Source organism: Mesorhizobium sp. WSM4807, assembly GCF_055811615.1.
In genome coordinates, this window is the sequence record NZ_JBVVQY010000018.1 from 85,360 (window position 1) to 100,402 (window position 15,043).

17 protein-coding genes and 1 pseudogene are annotated in these 15,043 nt (G+C 61.9%); 13 read left to right on the forward strand and 5 right to left on the reverse strand.

The features are described from left to right. Positions 1-61 precede the first annotated feature (61 nt). The 6 genes from AC0L3N_RS22385 to AC0L3N_RS22410 all read left to right on the forward strand — a co-directional run bounded on the left by AC0L3N_RS22385 (position 62) and on the right by AC0L3N_RS22410 (position 4,311). Positions 62-1,129: a carbohydrate ABC transporter permease gene (locus tag AC0L3N_RS22385; protein ID WP_123151347.1), complete on the forward strand. Its 1,068-nt coding sequence runs from the start codon at positions 62-64 to the stop codon at positions 1,127-1,129. 1 nt (position 1,130) lies between these two features. Beyond that, positions 1,131-2,006, forward strand: a complete 876-nt coding sequence (locus tag AC0L3N_RS22390) for a carbohydrate ABC transporter permease (protein WP_192356627.1) — start codon at positions 1,131-1,133, stop codon at positions 2,004-2,006. A gap of 4 nt (positions 2,007-2,010) precedes the next feature. Beyond that, positions 2,011-2,160 (forward strand): hypothetical protein, encoded by a 150-nt coding sequence (locus AC0L3N_RS22395; protein WP_473549552.1) that lies wholly within the window; start codon positions 2,011-2,013, stop codon positions 2,158-2,160. Next, positions 2,153-3,223 (forward strand): ABC transporter ATP-binding protein, encoded by a 1,071-nt coding sequence (locus AC0L3N_RS22400; RefSeq protein ID WP_473549553.1) that lies wholly within the window; start codon positions 2,153-2,155, stop codon positions 3,221-3,223. The genes AC0L3N_RS22395 and AC0L3N_RS22400 overlap by 8 nt, the downstream gene beginning before the upstream one ends. A 121-nt stretch (positions 3,224-3,344) precedes the next feature. After that, entirely contained in the window at positions 3,345-3,602 is a 258-nt protein-coding gene (locus AC0L3N_RS22405; RefSeq protein WP_123151342.1) for a PepSY domain-containing protein, read from the forward strand. Between the two features lie 232 nt (positions 3,603-3,834). Beyond that, entirely contained in the window at positions 3,835-4,311 is a 477-nt protein-coding gene (locus AC0L3N_RS22410; protein WP_473549554.1) for a hypothetical protein, read from the forward strand. 112 nt (positions 4,312-4,423) lie between these two features. On the opposite strand, the gene AC0L3N_RS22415 is transcribed toward AC0L3N_RS22410, so the two are convergent. Both AC0L3N_RS22415 and AC0L3N_RS22420 read right to left on the reverse strand, forming a co-directional pair. Then, positions 4,424-6,304 carry a L,D-transpeptidase family protein gene (locus AC0L3N_RS22415; protein WP_473549555.1) on the reverse strand — a complete coding sequence of 627 codons (1,881 nt, stop codon included), beginning with the start codon at positions 6,302-6,304 and terminating at the stop codon, positions 4,424-4,426. Positions 6,305-6,517: 213 nt separating this feature from the next. After that, positions 6,518-7,263 (reverse strand): annotated as a pseudogene (locus tag AC0L3N_RS22420) (3-oxoacyl-ACP reductase family protein). 100 nt (positions 7,264-7,363) lie between these two features. Here AC0L3N_RS22420 and AC0L3N_RS22425 point away from each other — a divergent pair. Further along, positions 7,364-7,978 carry a TetR/AcrR family transcriptional regulator gene (locus tag AC0L3N_RS22425; RefSeq protein ID WP_123151334.1) on the forward strand — a complete coding sequence of 205 codons (615 nt, stop codon included), beginning with the start codon at positions 7,364-7,366 and terminating at the stop codon, positions 7,976-7,978. Between the two features lie 63 nt (positions 7,979-8,041). Here AC0L3N_RS22425 and AC0L3N_RS22430 read toward each other — a convergent pair whose 3' ends face one another. After that, on the reverse strand, positions 8,042-8,953 hold the full coding sequence (locus AC0L3N_RS22430) for an alpha/beta hydrolase (protein WP_473549556.1): 912 nt from the start codon (positions 8,951-8,953) through the stop codon (positions 8,042-8,044). Positions 8,954-9,000: 47 nt separating this feature from the next. Here AC0L3N_RS22430 and AC0L3N_RS22435 point away from each other — a divergent pair, with 47 nt between their 5' ends. After that, positions 9,001-9,453, forward strand: coding sequence for a MarR family winged helix-turn-helix transcriptional regulator (locus AC0L3N_RS22435; protein WP_091590958.1), 453 nt, complete (start codon positions 9,001-9,003; stop codon positions 9,451-9,453). Between the two features lie 5 nt (positions 9,454-9,458). On the opposite strand, the gene AC0L3N_RS22440 is transcribed toward AC0L3N_RS22435, so the two are convergent. Both AC0L3N_RS22440 and AC0L3N_RS22445 read right to left on the reverse strand, forming a co-directional pair. Further along, the gene (locus AC0L3N_RS22440; RefSeq protein WP_473549557.1) at positions 9,459-10,070 is read right to left on the reverse strand and encodes a pyridoxamine 5'-phosphate oxidase family protein; all 612 of its coding nucleotides are present in this window, start codon (positions 10,068-10,070) and stop codon (positions 9,459-9,461) included. Positions 10,071-10,142: 72 nt separating this feature from the next. Next, a complete protein-coding gene (locus tag AC0L3N_RS22445; RefSeq protein ID WP_473549558.1) occupies positions 10,143-10,496 on the reverse strand; it encodes a gamma-butyrobetaine hydroxylase family protein in 354 nt (117 codons plus the stop codon). A 199-nt stretch (positions 10,497-10,695) separates the two neighbouring features. Here AC0L3N_RS22445 and moaA point away from each other — a divergent pair, with 199 nt between their 5' ends. From moaA to AC0L3N_RS22470, 5 genes are all read left to right on the forward strand, one after another. Beyond that, complete coding sequence (gene moaA / locus AC0L3N_RS22450) at positions 10,696-11,691, forward strand: GTP 3',8-cyclase MoaA (RefSeq protein WP_473549560.1); 996 nt, start codon at positions 10,696-10,698, stop codon at positions 11,689-11,691. A 150-nt stretch (positions 11,692-11,841) separates the two neighbouring features. Then, on the forward strand, positions 11,842-12,762 hold the full coding sequence (locus AC0L3N_RS22455) for a DMT family transporter (RefSeq protein WP_473549561.1): 921 nt from the start codon (positions 11,842-11,844) through the stop codon (positions 12,760-12,762). 40 nt (positions 12,763-12,802) lie between these two features. Beyond that, the gene (gene mobA, locus AC0L3N_RS22460; RefSeq protein WP_473549562.1) at positions 12,803-13,435 is read left to right on the forward strand and encodes a molybdenum cofactor guanylyltransferase MobA; all 633 of its coding nucleotides are present in this window, start codon (positions 12,803-12,805) and stop codon (positions 13,433-13,435) included. Beyond that, positions 13,432-13,941: a molybdopterin-guanine dinucleotide biosynthesis protein B gene (mobB, locus tag AC0L3N_RS22465; protein WP_473549563.1), complete on the forward strand. Its 510-nt coding sequence runs from the start codon at positions 13,432-13,434 to the stop codon at positions 13,939-13,941. The genes mobA and mobB overlap by 4 nt, the downstream gene beginning before the upstream one ends. Before the next feature lie 214 nt (positions 13,942-14,155). Then, on the forward strand, positions 14,156-14,938 hold the full coding sequence (locus tag AC0L3N_RS22470) for an ABC transporter substrate-binding protein (RefSeq protein WP_473549564.1): 783 nt from the start codon (positions 14,156-14,158) through the stop codon (positions 14,936-14,938). Positions 14,939-15,043 lie beyond the last annotated feature (105 nt).

The window sequence follows — 15,043 nt, forward strand, 5'->3', positions numbered from 1 at the left end:
CGCCGGGGTCCTCGCCAGCCGCGGACTCCACCCTCTTTGGCTTGCTGGGCGGATACGGCAAATGGCGTCGAAACTAACCCTGTCGAACCGGGCGGGCTGGACATTCGCCCTGCCGGGCTTCGCACTCATCTTTACATTCATCGTCCTGCCGTTTTTCTTCGCGATCGGTCTGTCATTGACAAATCAGCGGCTGCTGTCGCCGAACCCCACCCAGTTCGTCGGGTTGGAAAACTATCAGCAGCTCCTGGGCCTTGCGGTGGTGACCCTTGAGCCAGAGCGCAACGATGCTGGCGAAATGATCCGAAACGAGGCCGGCGAAATCCAGTATCCGCGCCTGCGTGCGATCACCCGTAGCGACGACTATCCTCAGTATCGCGGCATGCGCGAGTGGTTTCGCTGGCAGTCCGGCGAGAACGTCATGATCGTCATCGCCAGCGACGTTGTGTTCATGAAGGCGCTGGTAAACACCTTCCTGTTCGTCCTGGTCGTGGCGCCGGTGCAGGGCAGCCTCGCGCTGATGCTTGCTTTGCTGATCAACCACAAGGTCAGGGGCATCAACCTGTTCCGGACCATCTACTTCATGCCGGTGGTGGTCTCCATCGTCGTGGTCTCGCTCCTTTGGCGGTTCATCTATGACGGCCAGAACGGGCTGTTGAACAGCATCCTCCAGGCCCTCACCTTCGGCCTCTTCCCGCCCGTCGACTGGCTCGGCAATCCCTCGACCGCGCTGCCCGCAGTCATGGCCATGTCGATCTGGCAGGCCGTCGGCTTCCATATGGTCATCTGGCTGGCCGGGTTGCAGACGATCAGCCCGACGCTCTACGAGGCCGCCGCCATCGAGGGGGCTTCGATATGGCAGACCTTCCGCTATGTCACCTGGCCGGGCCTGCGCAACACCGCCGTGCTTGTCCTTGTCGTGATCACCATGCAGGGCTTCGCGCTTTTCGCCCAGATCGACGTGATGACCAATGGCGGTCCGCTCGACAGCACCCAGACCCTCGTCTTCCAGGCGGTCGAGCGCGGCTACGGCAAGCAGGACATCTCCGGCGGCTCGACCATCTCGGTCATCCTGTTCGCGATCGTGCTGGCGATCTCACTCACTCAGCGCTGGCTGACACGGGAGCGTTAAGATGGCCTTCAATCCTGACAATTACGGCCTGAGGCTCTTCGTCCGCTATCTGGTGCTGTGCCTGATTGCCTTGATCTTCATCTTTCCGCTCGTGTTCATGATCAACTCGAGCTTCAAGCCCGACAGTCAGCTCCTCGCGGACACCTCCAGCCTGCGTGCTTTCCTGCCCGTCGGGGACATCAGCCTCAACAACTATTTCGGAGCGTTCCGGCGGGCGCCTGTCGGCCTGTTCGTCCTAAACTCGGTTCTGGTCACCGGGGCGACCGTCCTTCTCTCATTGTTGATCTGTTCGCTGGCCGCATTCTCCTTCGCTTTCCTGCGGTGGAAGGGGCGCGACGTGGTGCTCTCGATCGTCATCGCCACGCTGATCATCCCTTTCGAGACCATCGCTATCCCGCTCCTGCTCCTGGTCTCGAAACTGCCCTGGATCGGGCTTGATGGGCTGCACTGGGGCTGGCTCAACACCTACAGGGTACAGATCATCCCCTGGATCGCCGATGGGCTGACGATCTTCCTGTTCGTGCAGTATTTCAAAGGACTGCCGGGCGAGCTGATCGAGGCAAGCCGGGTGGAGGGCGCGAGCTGGTGGCAGGTCTACTATCGCGTTGTCATGCCGCTTTCAGGGCCGGTTCTGGCGACTGCCGCCATCCTGAAGTTCCTCGTGATGTACAACCAATATCTCTGGCCGCTCATCGTCGTGCAGCAGGAAAACTACCGCCCTGTCATGGTCGGTCTCGGCTACTTCTTTCAACTCAACGTCGCCTGGGGCGAAGTCATGGCCTATCTCACCCTTATCACCGTCCCGGTGCTGATCTTCTATCTCTTCCTGCAGCGCGCCTTCATCGCATCGATCGCCTCGACCGGTGTGAAGGGCTGAATGCATGGTTCTCGCGCTCAAACGCCAGTGGATCTGGGACGACTGGTACGCCCATGACGGCAAGCGCGGGCACGGCTATTTCCTCAAGGCCGACCAATCGATCGGTGATCCCGGATTGGCGCACATGAACCAGGGAGCCATTGCTTATGGCTGAGGTCTCGCTCAAGGCCGTCAAGAAATCCTATGGTCGCGTCGACGTCATCAAAGGCGTCGATATCCACGTCAACGATGGCGAGTTCGTCGTCTTTGTCGGACCGTCAGGTTGCGGGAAGTCCACCTTGCTGCGGGTGATCGCCGGACTCGAGGACATAACCGAAGGCATCCTCGAGATCGGAGGCCGGGTGGTCAACGAACTCCCACCCAAGGAACGCGGTGTTGCGATGGTGTTCCAGAACTATGCCATCTTTCCGCACATGACGGTGCGCGAGAATATCGCGTTCGGCCTTACGATCGCGGGCGCTTCCAAGCAGGAAAAGGAGCAGAAGGTGGCCGAGGCCGCACGCATCCTGCAAATGGAACATCTGCTCGACCGCCGCCCAAGTCAACTTTCGGGCGGCCAGCGCCAGCGAGTCGCTATCGGGCGCGCAATCACCCGGAAACCGTCCGTATTCCTGTTTGACGAGCCGCTCTCCAACCTCGATGCCGCGCTGCGCATGGACATGCGTATGGAAATCGGCCGGCTGCGCAGGCAACTTGGCACAACGATGATCTATGTCACCCATGACCAGGTCGAGGCGATGACGCTGGCTGACAGGATCGTCGTCCTCAAGGACGGTCAAGTCATGCAGATAGGAGCGCCGATGGAACTCTATCACGAGCCGGCCAACAGGTTCGTAGCCGGCTTTCTAGGAGCCCCGTCGATGAATTTCCTGAAGGTCGACGTCCTCGACCTCGATGGCGAAGCGGCAACAGTTGGCAATCAATCCCTGGAGCCGATCAGGGTAGCGACCAGAAGGCGCTCCTTCCGGAAAGACGGCAAGGCCATCCTGGGTATCCGTCCGCAGTACCTCCGGGCGGCGCAGCCTGGAGAAGGCATGCTGCATGGCGTCGTGGCACATACCGAGCGGTTGGGCAGCGAGACGGTCGTGGACCTGACACTTCGCGACGATCACGAGCTCATTGCCGCCTTCGATGAAGACAAGATCTTTGAACCGGGTGACGCCCTGGAGCTCACGTTCGACACGGCCTTAGCCCATCTCTTCCCCGACGAGGCGTGAGTTGCAGACGTGAGCAACGACAACGCGATGCGGCGGCGCGATTCGCGAGTGTCCATTCCAGAACCCCGGAACAAACCTGCATGGCCGCGAGTTTCTACTCCTTGAAGAGTGAGGGAAAGCCATGTCCAGACGTGTTTTGGCGACAGGTGTCGTAGTCCTCCTTCTCGGCGGACCGGCCCTTGCCGCAGACGGAACCCAGCTGCCGCCGCAGAATGCCAGGAAACTGTCGGAAATAATCGCCAAGGTCGAGCAGCGCGACGACTTTCGCTACGTCGACGAGGTCGGCTGGGACAGCGGCTCCTACACCGTCACCTATTACACGACCGACAAGGCGAAGGTCGAAATCACCTACGATCCGGTGACAGCCGAGCCGAAATAGATCGCGGCCACCCTTCCTCCAGGCGATACGTGCGGCCGGCTTTCTCTTAAAGGACCGGGAACAATTCCGGCAGGTTACAGCGCAGCCTGGGGACGATCCCTCGGAAGCGGGCGGCGGCGTAGCTTCACCAAGAGCGGGGCGACGGTTCCCGCACGCTTTTCGGCATCCCCTTGCGCCGATGCGCCTTTGATGGCTGACTGCGGCGTGATCATTGAGCCGCACGGGGGTGGGCATGGCGACGGCAAAGCATGTGGCGAAACGCGTTCTGATGATGCTCGCCGGCTATTTCGTTGCGGTGCTGGTCGGACTGTTCGCAGTAGTAACGATCTATGGTGCATTGAGTTCGCTGCCTGATGCACCGGCGTATTTCGATCTCATGGAGGTCTCCCCCATCGCGGCGCTGGTCGTGCCGCCGCTCGGCATGTTGATCTATTTCCTGACGATCATGATGACCGGCCTGCAGACGCTGATCTTCGCGCTGATCGCCGAATTGTTTTCGCTGCGCAGTTTTTGGCTGCATATGGTCTTCGGCGCCGCAGCAGCGGCTGCCGGCTTCTTCCTGATCTGGCCGAGCGCGCCGGAGGACCTGAGCCCCGAGCGCTGGGCCGATATCGGCATCATCGCCGCCGCCGGTCTGGTCGCCGGCCTGGCTTACTGGCTGATTGCCGGGCGCGAGGCCGGCTTCCGGCGCCCGCTCTCCCTACGCTAATGTATGTCGCGCAAAAGTGTGCAGCGGTTTTGCGATAACGACATGCATAAAACAAAACAGCAACCTAAAGCGCTTCGCATGAGGCCGGTCAAACGCGACGCGCTTTAGAATCTCAGCTTGCCGGCGAGCGCACCGCTTCCGTGCTGTCGAGTGCCTGCTGCAGCCGCGTGTCGCGGTCATAGACGTCGCTGAAATATTCGACTTTGCCGGACATATCAGGCCAGGCGGTGAAATAGGCGACATAGATCGGGATCGTGCGCGCCACCTTTTCGGTCGAATGTCCGTGCTTCAGCTTCTCCGCAATGTAGTCGACCGAGGTGCCGAGCACGGCCGCCGCCATGCCGCGCGGATCCTGCAGACGAACGCAGCCATGGCTGAGCGCGCGCATGTCACGCTGGAAAAACGACTTTTGCGGCGTATCGTGCATGTAGATTGCGTGCTTGTTGGGGAACAGGATCTTCAGTTCGCCCAGCGCATTGGCCTCGCTCGGCAGCTGGCGCACGCCATAAGGTACTTTCGCGCCATAGGCACCCCAGTTGACCGAGGAGGAGGGAATGCGCTTGCCGCGCGCGTTGACCACTTCGTAGCCGGCGCGGTCGAGATAGCCGGGATCCCTGCGCAGCCGGGGCAGCATCTCGTTGACGAGGATCGATTGCGGCACGCCCCAATAGGGATGGAAGTCGACCTGCTCGACCTGATCGTAAAAGAAGGAAGTCTGGTTGGTGGTCTTGCCGATGACGGCGCGGGTCTTCAGCTTCTCCTCGCCATTTTCGATGTAGCTCGCCGTAAAGGCCGGCTGGTTGATGAAGACGCGCGGACTGCCGAGGTCGGATGGCAGCCAACGCAACTCTTCCAGCGCGACCTGCACCTTTTGAATCTTGTCGGCCTTGGACGTCCCGACCAGCGCCGCGACGGTGCGCGGACCGATGACGCTGTCGCCCTTCATGCCAGCCTTCTTCTGCACTGCCTTGATAACCGGCACCAGTTCCGGATCATAGACCTCGCTGGTGGCGAGCCTGGCCAATATCTCGCCATAGGCGCCGCCCATCTCGTCGTCTAGATTGCGCGCGATCTTCGCCAGAAGCTTCGGCAGTTCGGGGCTGGTCTGCCCAGGTTTCAGCAACAGCTTGGGGTCAACGACGATCTCGTCTTCGGCGCTGGCCTGAAGTGATTCCAGTTCGACGCGCAGCGCCTGGTATTCTGCATTCTGCGGATGCCGTGATTCGAGATAGGTGCGCACTTGCTGGGTGCGCACCAGCGTTTTCAGCACGCCTTCGATGTCGAGCGGCTTGGCCGGGAAATCATAGTAGCCGGTGATGCGATTGGGATCGACGCGGCCGCTTTGCGCGTCGTGGACATAGCGCAAGACGCGCGCCGACAGCGCCATCTCGAAGCGGACGAGCTCCTGCAGCCGCGCATCGGCCCCGCCGGTCGATGCGCCGGCGGCGGGCACTTCAACCGAATAGTCGGCCGGCGTCAGGCCATAGCTCGTCGCCTCGCCAAGCACCCGCACCGCATCCTGCGCGCGACCGTTTGGGCCGGTCCCGGTCACCCAGATGAAATCCGGATTGGCCGAGTAATAAGCGATCAACGCCTTGGCAATGTCAGGTTCCGCATAGAGCTCGTAGTCGCCGAGCCCGGCAATCGCTTCGCGAAAGGCGTCGCTGGTGAGCGACGGTACAAAGGCAGCGTCCTGTGGTGCCACCGGCTGTGGTGCTGCCATCAATGTCGCAAAATCGACACGCACCAGCCGGTCGGCCTTATAGGTATAGTAGGACGGGCTGTTGATCCTGCTGCCACCACCAGCGAATTCTCTCGGCCTCGGTCTGTGCCTCGGCGGCGGAGGGAAATCACCGTGGGGCGCGCGCCTGATACCACCGCCGAAAAGCCTCTCGAAAAGCCCTTGCGCGTCCGCCTGCGGCATGCCGAAGGCCAGCATTACCGTGACAACTGCAAGCGGCATCACGGTTGCTTTGTTTCCGAGGAATTTCATGGATCACCCGCTCCGGCTGCAACCGGTTCCCGTTCCGTATCGCTTGACGGTCTCGCCCACCGCACGGCGGGATGTAAGACGCGACCACACCGATTCATACCGATTTCGTTAAGCTTCCATAAATTTCGGCTATCCTGTTGCAGAACAGTTTCACAACGCCGTGACAACTAAAGCGAATTGGGCCCGCTCCGGTTCCCGAAAATAGTGCACGGGTCAGGCGTTGGCGCCGCCGTCGATCGTCAGTGCGGCGCCTGTCACAAAGCGCCCTTCGGGACCGGCCAGCCAGGCGACCATCCCGGCGATCTCTTCCGCCTTGCCGAAGCGGGGCGTCGCCATCTTCTGTCGCTGGTGCTCGGCGTGCGGGCCACTGGCCGGGTTCATATCGGTATCGGTCGAGCCAGGATGAACGACGTTGGCGGTGATGCCGCGCGAACCGAGGTCGCGCGCCAATGCCTTGGTCAAGCCGACCAGTGCCGCCTTGCTGGCCGAGTAGGCGCTGAGGCTGGTGTCGGTGACACGCTCCGCCAGATTGCTGCCGATCGAGATGATCCTGCCACCCTCGCCCATATGCACGACTGCCGCCTTCGAGGCCACGAACGGGGCTCTGACATTGACCTCCATGGTTTCATCGAAGTCGGCGAGCGGCAATTCATCGATCGGCGCGGCGCGCCAGATACCGGCGCTGTTGACGAGGATGTCCAGTCGCCCGAAGGTCTTCACTGCCTCGCTGACCGCCTCCTGGATCGCGCAGCGTCGCGATTGTCGGCTTTGAGAGCAATGGCGCGACCGCCGGCTGCCTCGATTTCCCCGACGACAGCGCGGGCCTGCTCCTCGCCATTCACGTAAGTGAGTGCGACGCTGGCGCCGTCGGCCGCGAGCCTTCGCGCAATCGCTGCGCCGATCCCGCGGCTGCCGCCGGTGACGAGCGCAGCCTTGCCGTTCAAGCCTTGCGATGACATTCTTTTCTCCTTTTTTTGTAATGATCGATACATAAATGTCTGCCAGCCTTGCCCGGGTGCGTCAATAGATTTATGTATCAATCAACACAGAAAGGATGCCATGCCCGAACGAGGCCGTCCCCGCACCTTCGATCGAACCGCTGCCTTGCGGCGCGCAATGGAGGTGTTTTGGGCCAAGGGCTACGAAGGGGCATCGATGAGCGAGCTGACCGCGGCGATGGGCATCAACTCGCCCAGCCTCTACGCCGCCTTCGGCAGCAAGGAAGCGCTCTTCCTCGAAGCGGTCGAGCTCTACACGCAGGTCGAAGGCACCGATATCTGGTCCGCACTGGAAAAGTCGCCGACGGCGCGCCAGGCGGTCGAGCGCTTCTTGCGCCAGACGGCCAAGGCCTATTCGCAGACCGATCGCCCGCAAGGCTGCCTGATCGCACTCGGCGCGCTGCATCAGGACTCAAGCCGCGGCGCCATCTGCGATGACCTGCGCCGCCGTCGCGCCGAAAACCGCGCAGCCTTGCTGAGACGGCTGGAACGCGGCGTGGCGGAAGGCGAATTGCCGGAAAATTTCGACTGCCGCACGGCTGCGACCTTCTATGCGACCGTCCAGCACGGCATGTCGATCCAGGCGCGCGACGGCGCATCGCGCGCCGCCCTTCTGGCGACGGTGGCAGGGGCCATGGCGGCGTGGAAGGTGATGGCCGGCAGGGACGCGGCATGACAACCCCGACCGCTATGGCGGCTGGACTCCCGGTTGGGCCGGGACAAAAACAAGATATTCAGGTCAATGCAGCAGCGACGGTTCCCGGTGTTCGGCAACGAAACCGATCGCACGCTCGACCACACCCCTATCGGCGAGAATGCGGCGATGGCCGAGCCCATCGGCCCAGTAAAGCCTGATATGGTCGCCGGCGCCGGCATAGAGCCTTGCATGGTCGGCGGACACTTCGCGGTCGTCCGGCGCATGGATGACCAGCGTTGGCACCGGCGTGCTGGCAAGCTGGCGGTCGCCGGTGAATTCGTGCAGCGGCCGGCCGGCGATGCGTTCGACCCGGTCGGCCATTGCGGCCTGCGAGCGTGGGCCGACACTGAGCATGCGGCTGAAATCATTGAAGATCGCCGGCAGGGAGCTCGGCGCCGCGATCAGCACCAGCCGCTCGGTCGCCAGCGGCGGAATGTTCTTGACCGAACCGGCGACGGCATTGGCGGCGACGGCACCGCCGAAGGAATGGCCGACGACCGCCACGAACGGGCCGAACCATTCGCCGGTCAGCCGTGCGGCTTCGACAGCGCTGACCAGTGTGAGCCGGCGGCCCTGCGATTGGCCGTGGCCCGGCAGGTCGAGCGAGACAACCTTATAACCGGCGTCACGATAGGCTTCGATCAGCGTGCGCATATATTCGGTGCGCGAACGCCAGCCATGGATGACGAGCACCGTGCCGGCGGCCCGCCTGCCCGGCTCTGGCCTGAATTCATGCACCATGACGCAGCCGTTTTTGGTCTTCAGCCGATGATGGCGCGCCTCGGCCATGAAGCCGGCGGCGCGGTCGACGGCGCGTCGCTCGCCGTCGCTGAGAATTTTGGCGTTCGGCGTGCGGCAGAACAGTTCGAATGCCGCGCGCCCGGTAAGGCGCGGAGCCACGTGTTCGGCGGCAGCAAACACGCCCCGGATGACCTTCAATCCAAATGATGCCATAGTGGCGATCCATCCATTCGTTCAAGCATGAACATAATAGTTCAAACATGAACATTAAACAAGAGCTACCTTGGGACAACCCGCGTTTTCGCAACTGGGTCGCAGTGGCGCGCGCCTGCCATGTGCTGGAGCGCACGCTGGCGGTGAAGCTCGCGCCGCTGGACCTCAAGCCGGCGCAGCTCGACGTGCTGATGAACCTGTACCGCCATCCCGGCATGTCGCAGCACGATCTCGCCCGCCGACTGCTGGTCGGCCGCTCCAACATCACCATGCTGCTGCCGCAACTCGAGACACGCGGCCTGCTGCGCCGCGAAGGCGATCAGAAAGACAAGCGGGTGCTGCGGCTGACCTTGACCGAAGCCGGCACGGAACTGCTGATGCAGGCGCTGAAGGTCCATATGGCGCTGATCGAGAAAGCGATGAGCCAGTCGACGCCGGAGCAATGCGACATGATCGGCGAGCAGATGCGCAAGATTGCCGACGTGCTCAAGGAAGCGTGACCCGCTCACCACATCGACTTTTTCGCGCGCTCCGGCCATTCCTTGTCGTAAACCTCGCCGTCGATGCCTTTCCGGCTGGTGATTTCCAGGATTTTTCCGGCTGTCGGCAGCGACTTCGGGTGGACATGCCTCGCCGGGTTCCACAATTCCGACCGATGGACGGCGCGAGCGCACTGGAAATAGACCGAATCGACATCGATGACCGTGACCGAACGCGCCGGTCGACCGTCGACGCTGAACGAGGCACAGAGCGCGGCATCCGTGGTGATGTGGGCGCGGCCGTTGACGCGCAGCGTCGTGCCGGAGCCTGGGACCAGGAACAACAGGCCGACGCGCGGATCGCGAATGATGTTTTTTAGCGAATCGGCACGGTTGTTGCCGCGCCGGTCCGGCATCATCAGGGTTTTCGGATTGTGGATGCGGACGAAGCCGGCGAGATCGCCGCGCGGCGAGCAATCCAGCCCCTCCGGCCCGCTGGTCGCGAGCGCGGCAAAAGGCGAGGCCTCGATGAAGGCGGCGTACTCGGGAATCACATGGTCGAGTTCCTTGACCAGCGAGGTCTCGCCGGGCGGGCCATAGAGCGCTTCGAGCTGTTCGACCGTGGTAATGACGGACATGTTTTCGTCTCCGCGTATCCGCCGCCGCTACTCGATATCGGTGACGTTTTGACGACGGGGCCTGGGCCGGCGCTACCGATCGCGGCTTAGCCCCTTCTCATCCAGTTCGGCGAGATAGGCGGCCCACCGTGCGTCCTTCTCATGACCCAGCGTGTGCAGGTAATTCCAGGTGAAGATGCCGGTATCGTGAAAATCGTCGAAGATGATGCGGACGGCATAGTTGCCGACCGGTTCGATCTTCAGGATTGCAACGTTGCGCTTGCCGGGAACGGTAACGCGCTGTTCGGGCGAATGGCCCTGCACTTCGGCCGATGGCGAGGCCACCCGCAGCAGCTCCGCCGGCAGTTCGAATGGCTGATGGTCCGGGAATGTCACGGTAAGCAGCCTGCGGTCCTTCGAGACCCTGAGTTCCTTCGGCGCCGTCATGGTGATAAGTTCCGCATCATCTGTCCTTTCCCTACGCCGCTTCGCGCAGCGGGAAAAGGCCGCTTCGAAACTTCCGACACGATCTGTCGGCGGCGCGATGTTGCCTAGGATCGAAACTTCTTATCTTGAATGGCAGGTTGGATCGTATCACATAGCCATATATAACGAAGCCGTTCGCAGCCACGGGAAACGCACCAGCATGGACATGATCGATCCTTTTGGTCGCACGATCAGCTACCTGCGCGTGTCGGTCACCGACCGCTGCGACTTCCGCTGTACCTATTGCATGGCCGAGGACATGGCGTTCCTTCCCAAGAAGGATCTGCTGTCGCTGGAAGAGCTCGACCGACTATGCACGGTTTTCATCGAAAAGGGCGTCAGGAAACTGCGTCTTACCGGCGGCGAGCCGCTGGTGCGCAAGAACATCATGCATCTGGTGCGTCAGATTTCGCGTCATCTCAAAAGCGGCGCTCTGGAAGAACTGACGCTGACCACCAACGGCTCGCAGCTTTCGCGCTTTGCCGCTGAGCTCGCCGATTGCGGTGTCAAGCGGATCAACATCTCGCTCGACACGCTGGACCCGGAAAAATTCCGCCAGATCACCCGCTGGGGCAATCTCGACAAGGTCATGGACGGCATCGACGCCGCGCAGGCAGCGGGGCTGAAGGTAAAGCTCAATGCGGTGGCGCTGAAGGATTTCAATGACGCCGAGCTGCCCGAGATGCTGCGCTGGGCGCACGGCCGCGGCATGGAGTTGACGGTCATCGAAACCATGCCGATGGGCGAGATCGACGCCGACCGCACCGACCAGTATCTGCCGCTGTCGCTGCTGCGCGCAGCACTTGAGCGGCAGTTCACGCTGACCGATATCCCCTACAAGACCGGTGGTCCGGCCCGCTACGTCCACGTCGCCGAGACTGGTGGCAGGCTCGGCTTCATCACGCCGATGACGCATAATTTCTGCGAGAGCTGCAACCGCGTCCGGCTGACCTGCACCGGCACGCTCTATATGTGCCTCGGCCAAGAGGATGCCGCCGATCTGCGCGCGCCGTTGCGTGCATCCGAAGGCAATGAACTGGTCGCCGACGCCATCGATGAGGCCATTGGCCGCAAGCCGAAGGGCCATGATTTCATCATCGACCGCCGTACCAACCGTCCCTCGGTGTCGCGGCACATGAGCGTCACCGGCGGCTGATCTTCTCGGTCACAACGCCGAAATAAATCCTGGCGCTCTTGCGAGAAGGATGCAACGGGCCACGCGAAAGGCTGTGGCCCAGCCCTTTAACGTTGCTGTCTTATGACCGGCTGCTACAGGCTTGATGCAAAAGCACAACCGGTATCGCCTTTGCTTCTTTCCCCAAATCTTCGCGGCGCGCTGTTCATGGTGGTGGCCATGATTGGTTTCACCCTCAACGACGCGATCACCAAAGTCTCGTCGGAATCCATGAACATGGCGCAGGTCATGCTGATCCGCGGCGCCTTCGCTTCGCTTTTCGTGGGCCTGCTTGCCTGGCAACGCGGTGCGCTTGCCCTGCCCGGCTCGATGCTGCAGCCGATGGTTGCGGTGCGCGTCGCCGGCGAAGCCGGTGCTACGGTGTCGTTTCTCATCGCCCTTGCCCATCTGCCGATTGCCAACGTCTCGGCCGTGCTGCAGGCGTTGCCGCTGGCCGTGACGATGGGCGCAGCACTTGTCTTCAAGGAAGGCGTCGGCTGGCGGCGCTGGCTGGCCATCGCCATCGGCTTTGCCGGCGTGCTGATCATCGTGCGGCCCGGCTTCGTCGGGTTCAGCGTCTATTCGCTGCTGGCGCTGGCCTGCGTCGGCTGTTGTGCGGTGCGTGACCTGGCCACCAAGCGGATACCGCAAGCCATTCCGACATTGCTGGTGTCGACCACCACGGCACTCGCCATGACAATGCTCGGCGCGGCGCTGCTTTTGCCAATGGGCGGGTGGACACCGATGACGGGTGAAAGCACGGCGTTCCTGGCATTGGCGGCAGTGCTCGTGGTCGTCGGTTACCAGTTGATCATCATGGCTATGCGGGTGGGCGACATCTCGTTCATCGCGCCGTTCCGCTACACAGCCCTGCTCTGGTCGATCCTGCTTGGCCTGTTCATCTTTGGCGACGTCCCCGACCTGCCGATGATCCTCGGCGCCATCGTCATCGTCGGCTCCGGCCTCTACGCACTTTACCGCGAACGGATCGTCGGCCGGCGAAAGACAGCCGCCGAAAGCGCTGGACCTGATATGGCGCCGGACGGCATATAGGCTTGCCGCTCGCGGCGAGTGACCGCATGGACGATAGAGGATGACTAAAGAGATTGCCGGCGTCATTCTGGCCGGTGGCCAGTCGCGGCGAATGGGCGGCGGCGACAAGGGCCTGCTTGCGCTTGGCGGCGGCAGCCTGCTGGACCATGTCGTTGCGCGCTTTGCTCCGCAGGTCGGTCCGCTGGTGCTCAGCGCCAATGGCGACCCGGCACGGTTTGCCGGGGTTGGACTTCCGGTGGTTGCCGATACGGTAAAAGGTTTTGCCGGACCGCTCGCCGGGATCCTGACCGGCCTCGAATGGGCTGCCGCGAACACGACTTGCGAGGCACTTGTCACGGCTGCGGGCGATACACCGTTCCTGCCCGAAAATCTGGTTGAACGGCTGGCCGCGGCGGTCGACGAACGTCCCGGCACTATCGCCGTCGCCTGTTCCGGCGGCAAACGGCATCCGACATTCGCGCTCTGGCCGCTGGGGCTCCACCAGGTTCTGCGGCGTTTTCTGGTCGATGAGGATATCAGGCGGGTTTCCGCTTTTATCGACCGGCATGACTTTGTCGATGTGGAATTCCCGATGTTGACCTCGGGAGGCCATCTGCACGACCCCTTCTTCAACATCAATACTTTAGACGACCTTGTTCGGGCCGAACGTCTGTTGCAGAGCATGGAGACATGATGAGACGCGTCTTCGGTATCACCGGTTGGAAGAATTCCGGCAAGACGACACTAACCGAAAAGCTGGTCGCCGAACTTGTCCGGCGTGGCTGGAAGGTGTCGACGGTGAAACACGCCCATCATGATTTCGACATCGACAAGCCGGGAGCGGACAGCTTTCGCCACCGACAGGCCGGGGCAACGGAAGTCGCCATCGTATCGGACAGGCGCTGGGCGCTGATGCACGAATTGCGCGGCGAGGACGAACCAACGCTGGACGCGATCCTGTCGCGGCTCGGCACCTCCGACATCGTACTGGTCGAAGGCTACAAGCGCGAGGCGCACAGCAAGATCGAGACGCGGCGGCTGGAGGCTAAGGATCGGGCACCGCTTTCGGCGAATGATCCGCATATCGTCGCCATTGCCGCCGATTTCGCCATAGCGGGCGAAAGCCTGCCTGTCTTTGATCTCGACGACACGAAATCGATAGCCGACTTCATAGAGCGCACGACAGGCTTGAAGCGCTGAGGGGCATTTGCGAAAGAGCATCCGACCGCCCTTTTTCGCCGCTATTATGCCTGCCCCAACGTCATCATTATCCACGAATGCAAATCCCGGAAGTAACGGTTTTTGCAGTTGCTTTTTTTGGGGAAAGAGTGGGAGTATCGCGCCAGCGGGCGGTCAAAAGCACCGCCCACAGAGCCGTTTGGAACGACGGCCGGGACATACAGAGAGGACCATCATGCGTATTGCATTGCGTATAGCGCTCGCCGCATCGGCCGCGCTGCTGACGCTGGGCGTTGCCCAGGCTCAGGAAAAGACTTTGAGGATCGGCACCGAAGGCGCTTACCCTCCGTTCAATAACCTGACCGCCGACGGCCAACTCGTGGGCTTCGACATCGACATCGCCAAGGCACTCTGCGACGAGATGAAGGTGAAGTGCACATTCGTCGCGCAGGATTGGGACGGCATTATCCCGGCGCTTCAGGCTGGCAAGTTCGATGCCATCGTCGCCTCGATGTCGATCACGCCGGAGCGTGCCGAGAAGGTCGACTTCACCCACAAATACTACAACACGCCACCGGCGATCGTCGCGCCCAAGGACAGCGACATCAAGGGCGTGACCAAGGAGGACCTGGCCGGCAAGACCGTTGGCGTGCAGGGTTCGACCACGCATTTCAACTATTCGACCGCAACCTATACCGACAGCACGATCAAGCCTTACCCGACCGCGCAGGAATACCAGCTCGATCTCGCCAATGGCCGCGTTGATGCGGTCAACGACGATATCACTGTTCTCGAAGGCTGGCTTGCCACGCCGGAGGGCGCCTGCTGCAAGCTGATCGGTGCGATCAGGCCTGACATCGAGATCCATGGTCCGGGCGCCGGCATCGCCGTACGCAAGGGCGAGACTGAGCTGGTCAATCAGTTCAATAAGGCGATCGACGCCATCCGCGCCAACGGAAAGTACAAGGAAATCAACGACAAGTACTTCAAGTACGACGTCTACGGCGGCGAGTCCTAATCCTTCCGGATTGACAGCGAACGGCGGGACATCCCGCCGTTTGCGCAAGGAGCGGCGTGGGAGAGGTGACGCGGCGCTCTCAAAAAAAGCCATAGAGGAGAACAG

Bases quoted from the DNA above. Each gene is read 5' to 3' on its own strand.
- AC0L3N_RS22385 (WP_123151347.1), top strand. From the start codon at position 62: ATGGCGTCGAAACTAACCCTGTCGAACCGGGCGGGCTGGACATTCGCC.
- AC0L3N_RS22390 (WP_192356627.1), top strand. From the start codon at position 1,131: ATGGCCTTCAATCCTGACAATTACGGCCTGAGGCTCTTCGTCCGCTAT.
- AC0L3N_RS22395 (WP_473549552.1), top strand. From the start codon at position 2,011: ATGGTTCTCGCGCTCAAACGCCAGTGGATCTGGGACGACTGGTACGCC.
- AC0L3N_RS22400 (WP_473549553.1), top strand. From the start codon at position 2,153: ATGGCTGAGGTCTCGCTCAAGGCCGTCAAGAAATCCTATGGTCGCGTC.
- AC0L3N_RS22405 (WP_123151342.1), top strand. From the start codon at position 3,345: ATGTCCAGACGTGTTTTGGCGACAGGTGTCGTAGTCCTCCTTCTCGGC.
- AC0L3N_RS22410 (WP_473549554.1), top strand. From the start codon at position 3,835: ATGGCGACGGCAAAGCATGTGGCGAAACGCGTTCTGATGATGCTCGCC.
- AC0L3N_RS22415 (WP_473549555.1), bottom strand. From the start codon at position 6,304: ATGAAATTCCTCGGAAACAAAGCAACCGTGATGCCGCTTGCAGTTGTC.
- AC0L3N_RS22425 (WP_123151334.1), top strand. From the start codon at position 7,364: ATGCCCGAACGAGGCCGTCCCCGCACCTTCGATCGAACCGCTGCCTTG.
- AC0L3N_RS22430 (WP_473549556.1), bottom strand. From the start codon at position 8,953: ATGGCATCATTTGGATTGAAGGTCATCCGGGGCGTGTTTGCTGCCGCC.
- AC0L3N_RS22435 (WP_091590958.1), top strand. From the start codon at position 9,001: ATGAACATTAAACAAGAGCTACCTTGGGACAACCCGCGTTTTCGCAAC.
- AC0L3N_RS22440 (WP_473549557.1), bottom strand. From the start codon at position 10,070: ATGTCCGTCATTACCACGGTCGAACAGCTCGAAGCGCTCTATGGCCCG.
- AC0L3N_RS22445 (WP_473549558.1), bottom strand. From the start codon at position 10,496: ATGACGGCGCCGAAGGAACTCAGGGTCTCGAAGGACCGCAGGCTGCTT.
- moaA (WP_473549560.1), top strand. From the start codon at position 10,696: ATGGACATGATCGATCCTTTTGGTCGCACGATCAGCTACCTGCGCGTG.
- mobA (WP_473549562.1), top strand. From the start codon at position 12,803: ATGACTAAAGAGATTGCCGGCGTCATTCTGGCCGGTGGCCAGTCGCGG.
- mobB (WP_473549563.1), top strand. From the start codon at position 13,432: ATGATGAGACGCGTCTTCGGTATCACCGGTTGGAAGAATTCCGGCAAG.
- AC0L3N_RS22470 (WP_473549564.1), top strand. From the start codon at position 14,156: ATGCGTATTGCATTGCGTATAGCGCTCGCCGCATCGGCCGCGCTGCTG.